Below are 18,431 nucleotides of genomic sequence, written 5' to 3'. Positions count from 1 at the left end.
GCATGCTGAAGACTTTGCTGCCGATCGCCGCGCTGCTACTGGCCGTGCCGGGCACGGCCGCCGCCGAGACCCGCGCCGATGGCGCCGAACTCCTCTTCCGGCCGGTCGCCCCGGCCAGCGGGCAGAACGCGGCCTACTCGCCCGACGGCAAAACGGTGTTGTTCACCCAGTTCCCGCGTGGCTACAACGACGGCCCCGCCGGCCTCTACACGCTCACCGCGGGCCAGGCGACCAAGCTCTTCCAGAAGGGTGACCAGAGCGCGGTCAACCTCCCCGGCGCCGCCTGGAACGGCCCGGCGAACCTCATCACCTTCTCCTACGACGAGACCGACCTCGACGAGATCTGGGTGATGGCGCCGGGCGGCAAGCCGAGTCAGGTCACCGATCACCAGGGCCCGCGCGGCTTCACCGAGCCGAGCTTCTCGCCGGACGGTGCGTGGATCGTCTTCCAGGAGAACCTGAACCAGAGCGGCCCCGGCGCGCTCGGCAGCATCTGGAAGGTCCGCACCAACGGCACGGGTCTCACTCGCCTCGTCGACGGGCCGAACACCCACACCGACAATCGTGAGCCCAACTGGTCGCCGCGCGGCGACAAGATCGTGTTCCAGTCGCGGAAAGAAGGCACCGGCAACTGGAGCCTCAAGACCGTCACGCCCGCGGGCGCGGTCGCGGATTTGACCCAGCCGGTCGGTGAAGACACGGACGCCAGCTGGTCGCCCGACGGCAGCCGCGTGGTGTTCTCGTCGGACCGCGCTGGCACCGCGCGCTCGCAGATCTTCGTGATCGCCGCGAGCGGCGGCCAGCCGGTGCGCGTCACCAACGCGGGCAGTTGGTACAACGGCGCACCGAGCTGGTCACCGGACGGTCAGTGGATCGCCTTCGAGTCGACCAAGGAACCCGGCGAGTCGGCCACCTCGTTGTGGCGCATCGCCGCTCCGCGCTAGGCGGACCGGGATAAAGCGGGCTTTATCCCGGGGAAAGCACCCGGGATAAAGCCCGCTTTATCCCGCTAGGCCGGGTAGAGCTGCGCGGCCGGGATGACGCGCTGCTTGCGGTTGGGGTTGGCCCACAAGAGCTTCAGATAGGCCTCGCCGGTGCTCTCGGTGTAGTCGACCCTGATCGAGTACTTCTTCCCGGCCTGCAAGGTGACCGCGGCCTTGTTCACCGCCGGGCCGTGCGGGGTGGCGTTGTCGATGACGAGCTTGCCGTCGACCCACACCCGCACGGTCTCGTCGGACACGGTCAGAAAAGTGTGCTCGCCGGTGAACTGCGGCTGCACGAAGCCGGTGTAGCGGGCGGAGAAACCGTCGGCGGGGATGGACGGCGCCGGTGAACCCTTGGTGCGCCAGGCGAAGTTCAGCGCCGGCTCGACCCGGGTCACCTCCGGCGTGCCGCTGAAGGTCGTGTTCTTCCAATACTGGGCCTTCAACCCGGTGCCGGAGCCCGGTACGGCCGCCGGGGTGGTGATCGTCAGTTCGATGACCGTCGCGATCGGGCCGGTCGCCGCGCCCGACGGGGTGAGGTCGAAGCCGTCGCCCGCCGCGGCCCAGCCGACGGCCTGGTCGCTGCCGAGCACCCGGGCGCCGGTGATGCCGAACTTGTCCAGAGTGGACAGATGCAGCTTGCCGACGTCGGGCCAGTCGTAGACCGACAGGTACAGCTTGTCACCCTTGCGGCTCACCGCGCCCCAAGCCGGGTCGGCCACCAGCCCGGTGTAAGTGGCGCCGTACACCGCCTGGGAATTCTCATTGGCGCGCAGCCACTGGCCGACACCGCGCAGGCTGTCCTGCGCGCCCTTCGGGATGACACCGGTGTCGTCGGGGCCGACGTTGAGCAGGAAATCGCCGTCCCGCCCGACGATGTCGAGCAGATACCGCGTCAGCACGCTGGAGGACTTGAAGTTCGTGTCGTACCGGGCCCAGCCCCAGCGGTCGCTGGTGGTGACACAGGATTCCCAGGGCACGGCCGCGATCGGCGCGGCCGGGATGTTCGCCTGGCGCTCGGGGGTTTCGTAGTCGCCGTCGACGATGCCCCTGCTCTTGGTGACCCGGTCGTTGATGATCAGGTTCGGGTTCAGCCCGTGCAGGTAGGACTGGAGTTCCTCGCCGTCGGCGAGCGACCACCACGGCTGGCCCTGGCCGTCGAACCACATCAGATCCGGGTGGTAGGCGGTCATCAGCTCCTTGAGCTGGGCATGCATGTCCTTCTTGTATTGCGCGTAGTTGTCGGCGGTGCCGGTGGTGTGCCAGTCGTTGATCGAGTAGTACAGCCCGAACTTGAGCCCGGCCGCGTCCGCCGCCTGCTTGAGTTCGGCGAGGATGTCGCGGTTCGGGTCGAAGGCCGAGGTGTCGCGCAGGTTCCACTTGTTGACCTTGGTGGGCCACATCGCGTAGCCGTCGTGGTGCTTCGACGTGACCACCAGGTACTTCTGCCCGGCGTCCTTGGCCAGCTTCACGATGGCGCCCGCGTCGAACTTGGCCGGGTTGAACTTCTTCGCCGCCGCCTCGTACTCGGGCCACGGGATCTCGCAGCGCAGCCGGATCCACTCGGCGTCCCGGCAGATCGTGCCGTCCGGGCGCCGGTATTCGCCGCCCCAGCCGGAGTAGTCGCCGAAGTGGACGAACATGCCGAACTTCGCGTCGCGCCACCAGGCCGTGCGCGGCGAGGTGAACGCGTCGTCGACGGCGTAGTTCGTGCCGGGCCCCGGCGCCGCCGCCACCGGCGCGGGGGAGAGGAGTGCCGAGATGACAGCGATCACGATGGTCCGCAGCATGCTGCCACGGTAGGCAGCAGACATCGGATGTAAACACCTCCAAAAGACGGAAAATACCGGAAAATGCCTGCCTGATGTCCTGATAGATGGGATGTATGTCGAAGAATACTCCACAGTGGACAGTCATGCCTCGGTGAGCGGAACGCGACCGATGGTTGCCCCGCGGGCCCGTGGACCCCTTGGATGGGCGGGTGAACTTCGCCATCGGTGTCTTCGACCTGTTTACCTACACCATCCCCGGCGCGCTGTACCTCGGCCTGTTCGGCTACGTCGGCGCCAGGTTCGACTGGATCGACCCGGCGGCGGCCGGGCGGGCACCCGTTGTGCTGCTGGTGATCGCGCTCGTGCTGGTCACCCATCTGCTGGGGTACCTGGGTTATCCGCTGGGCGCGGCGATCAACCGCCTGGTCACCCGCCGCCGCGACCGCCGTCCCCGCCAGGAGTTCCTGCGCCGGAACCCCGAAGCCCGCGACCGCGCCTACGTCGAGGCCGACCCGCATCTGCTGCTCTCGGTGATCCAGCTGCACGACAAGGACGTCGCGGTCGAAGTGACCCGGTTGCGTGCCTCCGGCCTGATGCTGCGGAACTCGGCGCCGCCGCTGCTGCTGGGCGCGCTCGTCGCGTTCGTGGAGATCTTCACCGGGTCGAAACCGGTGCTGGCCGTGGTTTCGCTGCTGCTGCTCGCTGTGGGATCGGTCTCACTCGTGGCGCAGGGCCGGAAGATGGGCCACTGGGCGTCGATCAAGACACTGGAGCTGTGCTTCTGGATCCCCGACATCGACGAGCGCCTCGCGGTCCAGGGAGACTCATGACCGGGTCCTGGGGGATTTAGCGGGCTTTATCCCGGGAAAGCGCCCGGGATAAAGCCCGCTAAATCGCGAGTCCTAGAGGCGTTCTTGGAGCGCGTCGGCGGCGGCGAGCAGGTCCGCCGCCCAGCGCGCGCCCGGTTTGCGGCCGATCCGTTCGATGGGGCCGGAAACCGAGACCGCCGCCACCACGGTGCCCGAGGAATCCCTTACCGGCGCTGAGACGGACGCCACACCCGGCTCGCGCTCGGCGACGCTCTGCGCCCAGCCGCGGCGCCGGACCTCGAGCAGCGTGCGCTCGCCGTAGACGGCGTCGTTGAGGATCGTGCGCTGGGTGTGCGGATCCGACCATGCGGCGAGCACCTTCGCGCCGGAGCCAGCTGTCATCGGGAGCCGCGAGCCGATCGGCACGGTGTCGCGAAGACCACTCGGCGGCTCGGCCGTCGAGACGCAGACGCGCTGCACGCCGTCGCGGCGGTACAGCTGGACGCTTTCGCCGGTGATGTCCCGGAGTTTGGGCAGCACCGAGCCCGCCGCGTCGAGCAGCGGATCGGTCGATCCGCCGGCCAGCTCGGCCAGCGCGGTGCCCGGGCGCCAGCGCCCGTCGGGCCCTCGGCGCAGTAATCGGTGCACCTCCAGGCCCACCGCGAGCCGGTGCGCCGTGGCACGGGGCAGGCCCGTCCGCGTGCACAGTTCGGCCAGTCCGCATGGATCTTCGGCCACCGCCTGGAGAACGGCCACTGCCTTGTCCAGTACTCCGATACCGCTATGCTGTCCCACGACGCGATACTATCTTCCCGAAGTTTGGGAAGTCCAGATGCTGGGACAAACGGACTCCCGCGCGGCTGAGCCACGAAGACAAAGCCCCCGAGTTCCACCCGGCCCACCCTCATTGGGAGGAGCCCTGATGACCGAGTCCACCACCACACAGGGCCGCACGTTGGCGGAAAAAGTGTGGGATTCGCACCTCGTGCGCAAAGGCGAAGGTGCCGAACCGGACCTGATCTACATCGATCTGCACCTGCTGCACGAAGTCACCAGCCCGCAGGCGTTCGACGGACTGCGCCTGGCCGGGCGGCGGCTGCGGCGGCCGGACCTCACGATCGCCACCGAGGACCACAACGTCCCGACGATCGACATCGAACTTCCCATCGCCGACCCGGTTTCGCGCACCCAGGTCGACACCCTTCGCCGCAACTGCAAGGAGTTCGGCGTCCGGCTGCACCCGATGGGCGACCTCGAGCAGGGCATCGTGCACGTCATCGGCCCGCAGCTCGGCCTGACCCAGCCGGGGATGACCGTGGTGTGCGGCGACTCCCACACCTCCACGCACGGCGCGTTCGGCGCGATGGCCTTCGGCATCGGCACCTCCGAGGTCGAGCACGTGATGGCCACCCAGACGCTGCCGCTCCGTCCATTCAAGACGATGGCGATCAACGTCGAGGGCACGCTGCGCCCCGGCGTGACGGCGAAGGACATCATCCTGGCGGTCATCGCCAAGATCGGCACCGGCGGCGGGCAGGGTTACGTGCTGGAGTACCGCGGCGAGGCCATCGAGAACCTGTCGATGGAAGCCCGGATGACCGTCTGCAACATGTCGATCGAGGCGGGCGCGCGCGCCGGGCTGATCGCGCCGGACGACGTTACCTTCGAGTACCTCAAGGATCGGCCGCACGCGCCGAAGGGCGCGGACTGGGACGCGGCGGTCGAGAACTGGCGCGGGCTGCGCACCGACGACGACGCCGTTTTCGACGTCGAAGTCGATCTCGACGCGAGCGAGCTGACCCCGTTCGTCACCTGGGGGACCAACCCTGGCCAGGGACTTCCGCTCTCGGCCAGCGTTCCCGACCCCGAGCAGATCGCCGACGAGAACGAGCGGATCGCCGCGGAGAAGGCGCTGTCCTATATGGACCTGAAGGCGGGCACGCCGCTGCGTGAGATCGCCGTGGACACGGTCTTCCTCGGCTCGTGCACCAACGGCCGGATCGAGGACCTGCGTGCCGCCGCGAGCGTCCTGCAGGGCCACAAGGTGGCCTCCTCGGTGCGGATGCTGGTGGTGCCCGGCTCGATGCGGGTCCGCCAGGCGGCGGAAGCCGAGGGGCTCAACAAGGTCTTCACCGACGCTGGCGCCGAGTGGCGGCAGGCGGGCTGCTCGATGTGCCTCGGGATGAACCCCGATCAGCTCAAGCCGGGCGAGCGCAGCGCCTCGACCTCCAACCGCAACTTCGAGGGCAGGCAGGGCAAGGGTGGCCGGACTCACCTCGTCTCGCCGCTCGTGGCGGCCGCGACGGCCATCCGCGGCACCCTGTCCTCGCCCGACGACCTGTAAGGAGCCATCGATCCATGGAACCGTTCACCACCCACACGGGCGTCGGTGTCCCGCTGCGCCGGTCCAACGTGGACACTGACCAGATCATCCCGGCCGTCTACCTCAAGCGCGTCAGCCGCACGGGTTTCGAGGACGGCCTGTTCGCCGCTTGGCGCTCTGACGAGGACTTCATCCTCAACCAGGAGCCCTTCAAGGCGGGCAGCGTGCTGGTCGCCGGACCGGACTTCGGCACCGGATCCTCGCGTGAGCACGCCGTCTGGGCGCTCATGAACTACGGCTTCCGGGTCGTGATCTCCTCACGGTTCGCGGACATCTTCCGTGGGAACTCGGGCAAGCAGGGCCTGCTGGCCGCCGAAGTGGCGCAGCAGGACGTCGAGCTGCTGTGGAAGATCCTCGAGAACGAGCCCGGCACGGAGGTCTCGGTGGACCTCCAGGCGAAGACCGTGCGGGCCAAGGACTTCACCGCGCCCCTCCAGATCGACGACTACACCCGCTGGCGGCTCCTCGAAGGGCTCGACGACATCGCCCTGACACTCCGACACGCCGCGGAGATCGACAAATTTGAGGCCGCTCGGCCCTCCTGGAAGCCTCTGACCACGGCAATCGAGGCCTGACGGGGCAGGGATTCCCTGCTCAGCAAGGGAATCCCGCCCCCATCTCAGGTCCCCTGAGGACCTGCTCAGCACCCCCGAAAACCCGCCAAACGGCACTCCTGAGGCCCCCGCGAGGGTCCCTCAAGAGGCGGAACCCACCCCAAATAAGGGAAAATTTCCGCGTGCCGTTTGGAATTTGTGCTGCATTGGTAATACCGTGTGCGCTAAGTCGGCCATCGGGGCCGTGAGAAGTAGTTCCGCTTGGAGGACTGGAATGGCCAACAAGGCCCAGCTGATCGAGGCGCTTTCGGAGCGTCTGGGCGACAAGAAGGTTGCTTCTGAGGCTGTCGACGGTCTTGTCGACATCATCATCCGCACGGTCAACAAGGGCGAGAAGGTGAACATCACCGGCTTCGGTGTGTTCGAGAAGCGTGCCCGCGCTGCCCGTACCGCCCGGAACCCGCGTACCGGTGAGACCGTCCGCGTGAAGAAGACCAACGTGCCCGCCTTCCGCGCCGGCACGACCTTCAAGGACGTGGTGAGCGGCACCAAGAAGCTGCCGAAGGCCACGGTCGTCAAGCGCGCCACCGCGTCCACCACGACGCGCGCCGCCGCGACCACGCGGACCACCGCTGCCAAGGCGACCGCCAGCCGCCCGACCGCGACCCGCAGCACCACCACTCGCACCACCCGCGCCGCCGCGGCCGCCCCCAAGGCTGCCACCACGCGCACTCGCGCCACCGCCACGAAGACGGCTGCCGCGAAGCCCGCCGCCAAGGCCACCGCCGCCAAGGCAGCACCGAAGGCCGCCGCGAAGCCGGCCGCCAAGGCCACCGCCGCGAAGAAGCCGGCCGCCACCAAGGCCGCTCCGAAGGCGACCACGGCCCGCAAGGCCCCGGCGAAGAAGACCACCGCCGCGGCCAAGAAGAAGTAACGACAAAGAAGTAAGGCTCTGCAACTAATCAGGGCGAACTTCTTCGGTAGGGCCCCACGCCACGTGGGGCCCTACCGTTCGTTTCGGGGCACTCGCGCCCTTGCCCGGCCTCCGCGCCCGGCCTTCGCTCCAGCCCTTGGCTCCGCCTCGCGTTGGTGTGGATGAAGGGAGCCTTCATACAGCGGGAGCTTGATGAGGGGAGCCTTCATCCAACCCGGGCCGTATGAAGGGAGCCTTCATCCAGCAGAGCGTGATGAAGGGAGCCCTCATACGAGGGGGCTGTATGGGGGGAGCCTTCATCTACCTGGGGCGTATGAAGGGAGCCTTCATCTACCTGGGCTGTATGGAGGGAGCCTTCATCCAGCAGGGCCGGATGAGGGGAGCCCTCATACGACGCGCTCTGTATGAAGGGAGCCTTCATACAGGCTCCCGGAAGCCCAAGGCCCACCCGCGCGAAAGCTCTCAAAGGCCTAAAGGGGTTACCGCGGCCGGCATGGGGACGTCGACCCAACGACCGCGCTGACAAGGTTTGTCCGCCATCGGGCAGGAGTGCCCTACCGTTCGTTTGGGGAGCCCCGACCCGACTATGGTGGAGCAGATCCTGAGTGAGGGGAGGAGCGAGCGCCATCGACATCCGGCTTCTAGGCCCGTTCACCGTGAGCGTCGGCGGCAAGTCACTCCCGCTCACGAGCAGCAGGCAGCGTGCGCTGCTGGCCACGCTGGCACTTTCCGCGGGGCGCCTGGTTTCGATCGACGCGCTCGCGCGGGCGGTCTGGGGTGAGGAGCCACCCGAACGGATTCGCGGCAGCCTGCAGACCTATGTGATGCGGCTGCGCAAGCATCTGGGCGACGAGGCGGTCGTCACCGAGCAGGACGGCTACCGGCTCGCCATCGATCCGTCCGTCGTGGACGCGCTGCGCTTCCTCCGGCTGCTGGACTCCGCCGCCGAGCAGGGGGACACGGGCAAGGAGCGCGCGCTGCTGGGCGAGGCGCTCGAGCTGTGGGCAGGCAGTCCCTTGGAGGGCGTCGGATCCGCGGTGATCGTCGAGGACTGGGCGCCGTTGCTCACTGAGCGGTACCTGTTCGCGGTCGAACGCCGGATCGACCTCGACGCCGACGTGGCACCGGATTCCGACCTCGCCGCCGAGCTGACCGATCTGGTCGCGCAGCATCCGCTGCGGGAGTCGTTGTGGGAACGGCTGGTCCGGGTGCTCGCCCGCTCCGGCCGCCGCGCCGAGGCGTTGGCCCGGTACGCGAAGCTGCGCGAGCTGCTCGCCGACGAACTCGGCGTCGAGCCGGGCGCGCGCCTGCGGCGGCTGCACGCCGAACTGCTCAGCACCGACTCCGAACCCGCGCCGGCGCCCCAGGTCGCCGAGGTGCCGCGCCAGCTTCCCTTCGACGTCGCGAGTTTCACCGGGCGCGACGCCGAACTCGCCCAGCTCGACCGGTTCCTGGCCGACCGGCGTGGCCGCTCGACCGCGATCGCGGTGATCGAGGGCACCGCCGGGGTCGGCAAGACCTCGCTCGCCGTGCACTGGGCGCATCTGGTGCGCGACCAGTTCCCGGACGGGCAGCTGTTCCTGGACCTGCGCGGGCATTCCGCGGCGACCCCGATGACCCCGGACGCCGCGCTCGCGCGGATCCTGCGCGCGGTCGGGGTGGCCGCCGAGACCATTCCCTCCACAGTGGAGGAACGCTCGGCCATGCTCCGCAGCCGGCTGGCCGAAGCCAGGATGCTGATGCTGCTGGACAACGCCCACGACGCCAACCAGGTTCGCCCGCTGCTGCCCGGATCCGGCAACCTGGTGGTCGTGACCAGCCGGAACCAGTTGCGGGGCCTGGTCGCGCGCGAGGGCGCGCACCGCCTGCCGCTGCGCTCCTTCGACACGGCCGACGCGACCGCGCTGCTCGCGGGCAGCGTCGGGTACGAGCGGCTGCAGGCCGAGCCGGACGCCGTCGCGGAGCTCGCGGAACTGTGCGGGCGGCTGCCGCTCGCGCTCGCGCTGGCTGGCGAGCGGGCGTCGCGGTTCTCGGAGCTTTCGATCGCCGGGATCGTCGACGAGCTCAGGGATCAGCGGGTCCGGCTCGACACCCTGCGCGACCCGCAGGACGCGGGCACCGACCTGCGTGCGGCCTTCTCATGGTCCTACAACGCTTTGCGCCCGGCGGCCGCGCGGATGTTCCGCCTCCTGGGACTGCATCCCGCGATGGACATCGGCTTGCCGGCCGCGGCGGTGCTGGCGGGCAGTTCCGTGCGCGAGGCGCGGGAGCTGCTCGACCAGCTCGCGTCGGCGCACCTGATCAACCAGCCGCGCACCGATCGGTACCAGTTCCACGATCTGCTCCGGGTCTACGCGGCGGAACTGTCCGAGCAGGAGGACGACGCGAGCGAGTCCGAGGTCGCGATGCGGCGGCTGCTCGACTGGTATCTCTGCGCGCTCGCCGAGGCGAACCAGCTGGTGCGCCCCGACCTGGTCGCCGACGGCGTCGTGCTGCCGGTCTCGAGCGGGCCGAAGATGAGTTTCTCCGATCATGCCGAGACCATCGGCTGGTACGTGACCGAGCGGGCGACACTGGTCGCGCTGGTTTCCGAGGCCGCGCAACGCGGCTGGTCGGCGTCGTCGTGGAAGCTCGCCTGGCTGCTGCGCGGGCTTTTCGCCGAGCGTCATGACATCGATGACTGGATCGGCTCCGCCGAGGTCGCGGTCCGGTCCGTCCGCGAGGCCGGCGACCTGCTGGGGCTGCAGTACGCGGCCAACAACCTCGGCTCCGCGTATCTGCGCGCCGCGCGCACCGACAGCGCGCTGGAGGCGCTGGAGGAGGGCAGGAAGGCGGCGGCCGACAGCGGCGGAAGCGTGGTCACCGCGGCGATCCTGAGCAACCTCGCCGGCGCCTACTACCAGCGCAAGGAATACGAGAAGGCGTATCGGTACGGCACCGAATCGGTGCTGATCGCGCGCGAACGCGGGCAGAAGACCTACGTCGCGCACGCGCTGCTCAACATCAGCGCCAACTGCATCGGGCTGGAAAGGTTCGAAGAGGCGGCCGAACACGCCCGTGGCGCTTCCGAGGCGTTCGACTCGCTCAGCGACCGCTATCACGCCGCCCTTTCGCTCGGAAATGTCGGCGAAGCACTGGCGGGCGCCGGTAAATACGACGAAGCGATCGAGACATGTGAGCGCGCGCTGTCACTCTTACGGGAACTCGACGCGGGTGGCGGCGGCGCCGACTACGGCACGATCGACATTCTGATCACGCTCGGCCGGGTGCTGGTCCAGACCGGTGAGCGCACGGCAGGCGCGGAGAAATGGGCCGAGGCGCTGGCGGTGTGCCAGCGCCTCGGCGACCCCCGGACGGAAGATCTGCTGACGCTGCTGGCCTCGTTGCCACCAGCGGTGTGACCGCGGAGGGAGATGCGCCGCACCCCTAGACCGGCGCATCTCACCTCTACGCGTTGACCGGTCTAGTACAGCAGCGATCGCTGTCAGTGCGCTGTCAGCGGCCTGACACTTGAGCTGGTTTTAAGGTTCTTGATCCCGACTTAAGGTTTTTCGGCCCTCGAGGGGTCCGGAGTCGGCAGCGGACTGGGGAAATAGTCGGCCGAAACGAGCTTAGGGCCATTGCTGCCCGAAGGCGCGCTGAACGACAAGATCCACAGCGAGCCCTTTTTGCTCGGCACGACACCGCCCCGTGCGGCTGTCAGCTCGACGCCGTCGCGATCGGCCAGCGTGCTGACCACGTCCGGGATCACCCCGCCCTGGCTCGACACCAGCGGTGTCCCGCCATCACCCGCGATCGCGAGCAGCCGCGCGACGCCGAGCACGGGATCGGGCCAGTAGCCCTCTTCCGAGAGCAGCACCTCGTGGCGGATGTCGACTGCCAAGTCGTCGGCGACACCCTGGACAGTCTGTACACACCGCAGCCTCGGCGCGGCCAGCACGCGGTCGACGCCGAACAGCGGCGCGAGCTTGCGCAGCCCTTCGGCCTGCCGGAACCCGGCGTCGGCCAGCGGGCGCAGGTCGTCGTCGCCGCGCCATTCGCTGCGCTTGCCCGCTTTCGCGTGCCGCACGAACAGCATGGTGGTCAGCCGGGCGGGCGCGGAGGCGAACGCCTTGAGGATGTCGACGTCGGCAGGCCTGGTGAGGATGTCCTCCGCGTCGGCCAGGCTGAGCCAGCGCAGCTCGTCGACCTCTTCGTTGGGCTCGAACCCGCCTTCGACGGCCTCGGCCGCGAAGTAGTCGACCGTCTTCGGCACCGGCTTGCCCTTGACGAGCACCGGATAGCGGATCTGCCCGAGATACCGGCCGAGCACCGCGCGGAACCCGGTCTCCTCGTCGATCTCGCGGACCGCGGCTTCGGCGATCGTCTCGCCGGAGTCGAGCTTGCCCTTCGGCAGCGACCAGTCGTCGTAGCGGGGCCGGTGCACGACGGCGAGCGACAGTTCACCGCCGATGTCGCGCCACAGCACGGCACCGGCGGCTCTGATCAGGGAGCTCATCCAGCCGCACCATGCTTCTTCGCGAGTTCCGTCTGATGATCCCTGACCTGCGCCACGTCGGTCGGGAACGGCGTCCATTCGCCGGTGGCGCCGAGCACCCAGCAGCGGGTCGACGGCGCGAGCGCGGACTCGAACATGTCGTCCAGCTGCCCGGTGAGCTTGGGATCCTTGACCCGCACCAGCGCTTCGATCCGGCGGTCGAGGTTGCGGTGCATCATGTCCGCGCTGCCGATCCAGTGCGTGCCACCGGCGCGGAAGTGGAACACCCGCGAGTGCTCGAGGAAGCGGCCGAGGATCGAGCGCACCCTGATGTTCTCGCTGAGCCCCTCGACACCCGGCTTCAGCGCGCAGATCCCGCGCACCACCACGTCGACGGGCACACCGGCCTGCGAGGCGTGGTACAGCGCGTCGATCACCTGCTCGTCGACGAGTGAGTTGCACTTGAGCCGGATACCGGCCTGCTGCCCGGCGCGGGCGAGCTCGATCTCCTCGCCGATGCTGCGGACGATGCCGCGGCGGATGCCGTGCGGCGAGGTGAGGATGTTGCGGTAGGTGTCCTGGCGCGAATAGCCGGTGAGCACGTTGAACAGGTCGGTCAGGTCGGCGCCGATGGTCGGGTCCGCGGTCAGCAGGCCCAGGTCCTCGTACAGGCGCGCGGTCTTCGGGTTGTAGTTGCCGGTGCCGATGTGGCAGTAGCGGCGCAGGGTCGAGCCCTCCTGGCGGATGACCATCGACACCTTGCAGTGCGTCTTCAGCCCGACGAGGCCGTATACCACGTGCACGCCCGCGCGTTCCAGCGTGCGCGCCCAGGTGATGTTGGCCTGCTCGTCGAAGCGGGCCTTGATCTCGACCAGCGCGACGACCTGCTTGCCCGCCTCGGCGGCGTCGATCAGCGCGTCGACGATCGGGGAGTCACCCGAGGTCCGGTAGAGCGTCTGCTTGATCGCGAGGACCTTGGGGTCGGCCGCGGCCTGCTCGATGAAGCGCTGCACGCTGGTGGAGAAGGAGTCGTACGGGTGATGCACCAGCACGTCGCCCTCGCGCAGCGTGGCGAAGACGCTCTTCGGCGTCTCGCGCTCGCCGAACGCGGGATGCGTCGCGGGCACGAACGGCGGGTCCTTGAGCTCCTTGCGGTCCACTCCGGACAGTTGGAACAGGCAGGTCAGGTCGATCAGGCCGGGCACCTCGACCACGTCGCGCGGGTCGACCTCGAGTTCGCGCAGCAGCAGCTCGAGCATGTGCTCGCTCATGTCCGAGGCGACTTCCAGCCGGACCGGCGGGCCGAACCGGCGCTGCGCCAGCTCGCGCTCGAGCGCCTGCAGCAGGTCCTCGTCGCGGTCCTCCTCGACCTCGAAGTCGGCGTTGCGGGTGACCCGGAACACGTGGTGCTCGGTCACCTCCATGCCGGTGAACAGCTCGCCGAGGTGCGCGGCGATCAGCTCTTCGAGCGGGAGGAAGGTGGCCGTGCGGTTCTCGCGCTGCTGCTCGATGCGGACCAGCCGGGGCACGTTGTTCGGCACCTTGACGCGGGCGAACCGCTCGGTGCCGCCCTCGGGGTCGCGCACGGTGACCGCGAGGTTGAGCGAGAGGCCGGAGATATAGGGGAACGGGTGCGCCGGGTCCACCGCCAGCGGGGTGAGCACCGGGAAGATCTGCTCACTGAACAGGTTCGACAGCCGGAGCTGGTCGGCACCGTCCAAATCGGACCATCCGACGATGCGGATGTCCTGTTCCGCCAGCTGGGGGCGCAGGTGCCGTTCGAAGGCGCCGGCCTGCCGCTCCACCAGGTCCTGGTTGCGCTTGGCGATGTAGGCCAGCTGCTCGCGCGGGGTGAGCCCGTCCGCGCTGCGCACCGAGAGGCCGGTTTCGTCACGGCGTTTCAGCCCGGCCACCCGCACCATGTAGAACTCGTCCAAATTGGACGCGAAGATGGCCAGGAACTTGGCCCGCTCCAGCAGCGCCTGCGACTCGTCCTCGGCCAGCGCCAGCACGCGCGCGTTGAAGTCCTGCCACGAGAGCTCCCGGTTGAAGTACCGGTCATCGGGCAGTGTCTCCACGGTCGCGCCCGCGGTCGGCGTCACCGCGGGGGGAGCCGACGGGACCGCGTGGAACTGCTGCGGCCTGCTGGCCGCGCCTCCGCGGGTCGCGCGGGGTTTCGCGGTCGGCTGGCGCTTGGTCGTCGCGGGCTTCGCCGCGGGGGGTTTGGCCTTACGGCGGGTCACCGGTGTCGATCCGTCGTCGTTGCTCACGTGGCCCATTCTTCACCACTTCGCGCCCGAATGCGCATACCGTCTTGGACGCTCGGGTGAACACCTGAATCACATGTGTCACAAAGGTGAACAGTGCCGATCCAAGATCGCCTTCGTGTGTTCCCCGACACCCAGCAGGCGCGCTTCGAGAAGATCGTCCGCGGTGTCCACATCACTGCGCAGCGACAGGCGGGCGTCGAGCGTGAGCGCCCCCGAATTCGCGTGCCTGCCTGCGGATCCGACCCCGAACAGCGGGTCGAGCGGCAGGCCGGGAGCGGAAATGAGGAACGTCGTCCCGGTGCCCTGGCGGTCGGGGGAGAAGGCACGCCTGCCCCCGGCCAGCGCGATGGCGGCGCCGAGATCGACCGCCCGCAATGCGGGCAGGTCCGCCTGCAGTGCGCCGACGATCACATTCGGGTCACCGGCGCGCAGTACTGATTCGCCATATTGATAAGCGGCGTTGAGACCACCCGCGCCCGGTTCCGCCACAATTTCCACGCTGAGTGATTTGACCGATTCGATCGCTTCCGGATCCGCCGCGACCACCAGCACCCGCCGGACCCCTGGCGCCGCGGTGGCCGCCGTGAGCGTGTCGAGCGCCAGCGCCAGCACCAGTTCCGCGTGGTGGACGTCGTCGCCTGGCGACGTCAGCGCGCCGCGCAGCCGCGACTTGCCGTCGCGGGGCGGTTTCAACGGGACGACCAGGTCCACCGTAGGTGCCACCCCACCATCTTTACCGAATACAGAGCGCGTGGTGCAGGATCCTCTCCAGTGCTCGCATGAATCTGCTCGCACATGGATCTAGGAGGAGGAGCCTTGGCTCGGCGTGAGAAGGGCGGCTTCTGGGTGGGGCTGGCCGCCGCACTGTTCTATCCGGCGACCGCTTTGGTGGCGAAGCGGGTCTACCTCGACGCGGCGAAGATCCCGCGCGAGGGACCGGCGCTGCTGGTGATGAACCACGTCTCGCACCTGGACCCGGTCGTCGACGCGGTGTTCGTGCACCGCTGCAAGCGGGTGCCGCGGTTCCTCGGCAAGGAGAGCCTCACCCGGATGCCGATCTTCGGCAAGATCTTCACCGGCTCCGGCCAGATCCCTGTCTCCCGCGGCTCGGCGGCGGCCGGCGACAGCCTCAAGGCCGCCCACCAGGCGCTGCGTGACGGCAAGCTGGTGGTGGTCTACCCGGAGGGCACGATCACCAAGCGCGAAGACGGCTGGCTCGACAAGCCGTTCACCGGCGCGGCCAGGATGGCGCTCGAGAACGACATCCCGGTCATCCCGGTCGCGCGGTGGGGCACCAACCACGTGTTCAACGGGTACACGAAGAAGTTCACCCCGTTCCCGCGCAAGACCATCACGCACCTGGTCGGCGACCCGATCGACCTGTCGGCCTACCGCGGCGGCCGCACCCGCAGCGCGACGCTGTTGCGCGAGGTCACCGGACTGATCATGGACGACATCACCAAGCTCTTGGCCGAGATCCGCCAGGAGCAGCCGCCCGCGAAGGACGAGGACTGAGAATGTTCGCCAAGGACTTGCAGCGGATCACGGTGCTCGGGGCGGGCTCGTGGGGCACGGCCTTCGCGAAGGTCCTCGGCGACGCGGGCCGCGACGTCACCATCTGGGCGCGCCGCGAGTCGGTGGCCGCGGAGATCGCGCAGGAGCACACCAACGGCTCGTACCTGCCGGACGTGAAGCTGCCTTCGCGGATCACGGCGACCGCGGACCCCGCCGCGGCGCTGGACGGCGCCCAGGCCGTGGTGCTGGCGGTCCCGTCGCAGAGCCTGCGCGCGAACCTCTCGGCGTGGAAGGGCCTGCTCTCGCCCGATTCGGTGCTGGTGAGCCTCGCGAAGGGCGTCGAGCTCGGCACGCTGAAGCGGATGAGCCAGGTCATCGCCGAGATCGCCGAGGTCCCCGACGGGCAGATCGTGGTGGTCTCCGGCCCGAACCTGGCCCGCGAGATCGCCCAGGGCCAGCCGTCGGCCGCGGTGGTCGCGTGCAGTGATCACGAACGCGCGGTCGCGGTGCAGCGTGCCTCGTTCAACTCGTACTTCCGGCCGTACACCAACACCGACGTGGTCGGCTGCGAGCTGGGCGGCGCCTGCAAGAACGTCATCGCGCTCAGCTGCGGGATGGCGGCCGGGCTCGGCCTCGGCACCAACACGATGGCGACATTGATCACCCGTGGCCTCGCCGAGATGGCCCGCCTCGGCACGAAGCTCGGGGCGGACCCGCTCACCTTCGCCGGGCTCGCCGGCGTCGGCGACCTGGTGGCGACCTGCTCGTCGCCGCTGTCGCGCAACCGGACCTTCGGCGAGCGCCTCGGCCGCGGCGAGACCCTCGAGCAGGCTCAGCTCGCGGCAGGCGGCCAGGTCGCGGAGGGGGTGAAGTCGTGCACCTCGATCCGGGAGCTGGCGATGAGCCTCGGCGTCGACATGCCGATCACCGACGCCATGCACCGGGTCTGCCACGAGGGCGTCGACCCCCGCAAGGCGGGCGCCGAGCTGCTGGGCCGCTCGCAGAAGCACGAGTGGTCGTAGGTTTCTTCGAAAGAGCCCAGGTTCTCCCAAACTGCGAGATGGGTTGACCGAGAGTAGCCGGGGCTGGTTCCATTGATGGCATGTTCGCGACACGAATGACCGAGAGGCGCGGTGCCCAGCACCCCAGCCCGGTTTCGTGTGCGCTGTGTCGTTGTTGTCGGTGAACCCAGCCCCGGCCCTGTTCGACACCTTCCGCTTTCGAGGACCCCTCATGTTCGCCGTACCTGACAACACCCTGCTCGTTCCCGAGAACCCCGCACTGCGTCACCCGGTCCGCGTCGCGCTCGAGTTCGCGGCCGACCGCGGGCGCTGGGGCCACCTCCTGCGCTACGACCCCGACGAGCGCTTCCACGCGCTCATCTCGGCCGACGAGCGCGAGGAGATCTGGCTCATGTCCTGGCTGCCAGGCCAGCAGACCGACCTGCACGACCACGCCTTCAGCTCGGGCGCGTTCACCGTGGTCGACGGCGCGCTGACCGAGACGGTCGCCCGCCGCGCCCCCGGCGGCCGCGCGATCACCGAGTCACACGCCCTGGTGACCGGCCAGTCCCGCGTCTTCGGGCCCGGCTACGTCCACCAGGTCGTCAACGACGGCCCGGACCCGGCGATCAGCATCCACGTCTACCGCGACGGCGGCCGCGACATGCGGCCGTTCCACCTGGACCCCCGCTTCGGCCCCGTCCAGCTCTAGCCCCAAGGGTCGTGAGTGGTACGGCCGGTTCTAACCGGTCAAAACACTCACGACCCCGAAGCGCCGCGGAGGCGGAACTCGGCCGGGACGCTCAGGCCCGCCGCCAGCGTCAGGTACAGCAGGACGCGGGCCTTGCGCGGGTCCAGCCAGCCCGCCATGGTCACGCCCATGCCGATGAGGTCCGCCTCCGCGCCGCGGTAGCCGTACGTGCCGCGGAACGTCGTGCCAGCGCCCGTCCGCGAAGCGACGACCACCGGGATACGGGTGAGCGCCCGCTCGATCGCGTCGGCCATCCGGTCCGAGACGTGCCCGACCCCGCTCGCGGCCAGCACCACCCCAGCCGCGCCCGCCTCGACGACCGCGTCGAGCACCGCGCCCGAATCGTCGAGCCCGCTTTCCAGCAGCGGGATCAGCAGGTCCGAGCGCGGCGCGGGGAGCGCGGGCAGGCGCGGGCCTGCGGGGTGGAAGTAGTGCACGGCGCCCTCCGCGACCATGCCCACCGGCCCGGCGGGCGCCGACGAGAACGCCTCCAGGTGGCTCGAATGCGCCTTCCGGGCCCAGCGCGCCTGGTGGATGTCGTCGTTGAACGCCAGCAGCGCGCCACGGCCCCGGCTCGACGGCGCCGCCGCCACGGTCAGCGCGTTCGCCAGGTTGGCGGGTCCGTCCGGGCTGAGCAGGCTCGGATGCCGCATCGCGCCGGTGAGCACGACCGGCCGCTCACCAGGCCAAATGCATTCGAAGAAGTAGGCCGTCTCTTCGAGCGTGTCCGTGCCCTGCACCACGACGATCCCGTCGGCCTCCTGCGCGGCCGCCCACTCATAACAGCTGGTCAGCCCCGCGAAAGTGAGCGAAGTGCCGGGAATGGTCGATAGCGTCGCCGCCCGCACGTCGACGTCGAGTTCGACCCCGTCGAGCAGTTCGGCGGCGGTCAGCGTCGGCACGACCCCGCGTTCCGCCGGTGCCATGGAAATGGTTCCGCCGAGCGCGGCGACGGCGATCAAAGGCCTGCTTTTCATGACAC

The 18,431-nt window shown here is 69.1% G+C and carries 15 protein-coding genes; 9 read left to right on the top strand and 6 right to left on the bottom strand.

What is annotated here, in order from left to right; translation table 11 throughout:
* Nucleotides 1–2 precede the first annotated feature (2 nt).
* Nucleotides 3–944 carry a TolB-like translocation protein gene (locus tag BLV57_RS14190; RefSeq protein ID WP_091289219.1) on the top strand — a complete coding sequence of 314 codons (942 nt, stop codon included), beginning with the start codon at nucleotides 3–5 and terminating at the stop codon, nucleotides 942–944.
* 65 nt (nucleotides 945–1,009) lie between these two features.
* On the opposite strand, the gene BLV57_RS14185 is transcribed toward BLV57_RS14190, so the two are convergent.
* Complete coding sequence (locus BLV57_RS14185; RefSeq protein WP_245757318.1) at nucleotides 1,010–2,773, bottom strand: alpha-L-fucosidase; 1,764 nt, start codon at nucleotides 2,771–2,773, stop codon at nucleotides 1,010–1,012.
* Between the two features lie 191 nt (nucleotides 2,774–2,964).
* On the opposite strand from BLV57_RS14185, the gene BLV57_RS14180 reads away from it, so the two are divergent.
* Nucleotides 2,965–3,585, top strand: a complete 621-nt coding sequence (locus BLV57_RS14180) for a hypothetical protein (RefSeq protein WP_091289217.1) — start codon at nucleotides 2,965–2,967, stop codon at nucleotides 3,583–3,585.
* A 72-nt stretch (nucleotides 3,586–3,657) separates the two neighbouring features.
* Here BLV57_RS14180 and BLV57_RS14175 read toward each other — a convergent pair whose 3' ends face one another.
* Nucleotides 3,658–4,359 (bottom strand): IclR family transcriptional regulator, encoded by a 702-nt coding sequence (locus BLV57_RS14175; RefSeq protein ID WP_176968614.1) that lies wholly within the window; start codon nucleotides 4,357–4,359, stop codon nucleotides 3,658–3,660.
* 127 nt (nucleotides 4,360–4,486) lie between these two features.
* On the opposite strand from BLV57_RS14175, the gene leuC reads away from it, so the two are divergent.
* The 4 genes from leuC (at nucleotide 4,487) to BLV57_RS14155 (ending at nucleotide 10,836) form a co-directional block, all read left to right on the top strand.
* Nucleotides 4,487–5,908, top strand: a complete 1,422-nt coding sequence (gene leuC / locus BLV57_RS14170; protein ID WP_091289215.1) for a 3-isopropylmalate dehydratase large subunit — start codon at nucleotides 4,487–4,489, stop codon at nucleotides 5,906–5,908.
* Nucleotides 5,909–5,922: 14 nt separating this feature from the next.
* Nucleotides 5,923–6,522, top strand: coding sequence for a 3-isopropylmalate dehydratase small subunit (leuD, locus tag BLV57_RS14165; protein ID WP_091289214.1), 600 nt, complete (start codon nucleotides 5,923–5,925; stop codon nucleotides 6,520–6,522).
* A gap of 253 nt (nucleotides 6,523–6,775) precedes the next feature.
* Nucleotides 6,776–7,435: an HU family DNA-binding protein gene (locus BLV57_RS14160; RefSeq protein ID WP_091289213.1), complete on the top strand. Its 660-nt coding sequence runs from the start codon at nucleotides 6,776–6,778 to the stop codon at nucleotides 7,433–7,435.
* 605 nt (nucleotides 7,436–8,040) lie between these two features.
* Nucleotides 8,041–10,836 carry an AfsR/SARP family transcriptional regulator gene (locus BLV57_RS14155; protein WP_245757317.1) on the top strand — a complete coding sequence of 932 codons (2,796 nt, stop codon included), beginning with the start codon at nucleotides 8,041–8,043 and terminating at the stop codon, nucleotides 10,834–10,836.
* 140 nt (nucleotides 10,837–10,976) lie between these two features.
* Here the strand turns inward: BLV57_RS14155 and BLV57_RS14150 are convergent, their stop codons facing one another.
* From BLV57_RS14150 to cofC, 3 genes are all read right to left on the bottom strand, one after another.
* Nucleotides 10,977–11,933, bottom strand: a complete 957-nt coding sequence (locus tag BLV57_RS14150) for an NUDIX hydrolase (protein WP_091289212.1) — start codon at nucleotides 11,931–11,933, stop codon at nucleotides 10,977–10,979.
* Nucleotides 11,930–14,191 carry an RNA degradosome polyphosphate kinase gene (locus tag BLV57_RS14145; RefSeq protein ID WP_176968613.1) on the bottom strand — a complete coding sequence of 754 codons (2,262 nt, stop codon included), beginning with the start codon at nucleotides 14,189–14,191 and terminating at the stop codon, nucleotides 11,930–11,932. Before BLV57_RS14145 ends, BLV57_RS14150 begins: the two co-directional genes overlap by 4 nt.
* 69 nt (nucleotides 14,192–14,260) lie before the next feature.
* Nucleotides 14,261–14,905 carry a 2-phospho-L-lactate guanylyltransferase gene (gene cofC / locus BLV57_RS14140; RefSeq protein ID WP_245757316.1) on the bottom strand — a complete coding sequence of 215 codons (645 nt, stop codon included), beginning with the start codon at nucleotides 14,903–14,905 and terminating at the stop codon, nucleotides 14,261–14,263.
* Between the two features lie 72 nt (nucleotides 14,906–14,977).
* On the opposite strand from cofC, the gene BLV57_RS14135 reads away from it, so the two are divergent.
* The 3 genes from BLV57_RS14135 to BLV57_RS14125 all read left to right on the top strand — a co-directional run bounded on the left by BLV57_RS14135 (nucleotide 14,978) and on the right by BLV57_RS14125 (nucleotide 17,410).
* Nucleotides 14,978–15,697, top strand: a complete 720-nt coding sequence (locus tag BLV57_RS14135) for a lysophospholipid acyltransferase family protein (RefSeq protein WP_091289210.1) — start codon at nucleotides 14,978–14,980, stop codon at nucleotides 15,695–15,697.
* Nucleotides 15,698–15,699: 2 nt separating this feature from the next.
* Nucleotides 15,700–16,719, top strand: coding sequence for an NAD(P)H-dependent glycerol-3-phosphate dehydrogenase (locus BLV57_RS14130; RefSeq protein ID WP_091289209.1), 1,020 nt, complete (start codon nucleotides 15,700–15,702; stop codon nucleotides 16,717–16,719).
* Between the two features lie 211 nt (nucleotides 16,720–16,930).
* A complete protein-coding gene (locus BLV57_RS14125; RefSeq protein WP_091289208.1) occupies nucleotides 16,931–17,410 on the top strand; it encodes a cysteine dioxygenase in 480 nt (159 codons plus the stop codon).
* 47 nt (nucleotides 17,411–17,457) lie between these two features.
* Here the strand turns inward: BLV57_RS14125 and BLV57_RS14120 are convergent, their stop codons facing one another.
* Nucleotides 17,458–18,426, bottom strand: coding sequence for an asparaginase (locus BLV57_RS14120; RefSeq protein ID WP_091289207.1), 969 nt, complete (start codon nucleotides 18,424–18,426; stop codon nucleotides 17,458–17,460).
* Nucleotides 18,427–18,431: the final 5 nt, after the last annotated feature.

Origin of the sequence: Amycolatopsis xylanica (assembly GCF_900107045.1) — a bacterium.
GTDB lineage: Bacteria > Actinomycetota > Actinomycetes > Mycobacteriales > Pseudonocardiaceae > Amycolatopsis > Amycolatopsis xylanica.
The sequence above is the reverse complement of the archived record's forward strand: the minus strand, read 5'-3'. Positions and strand labels throughout refer to the sequence as shown.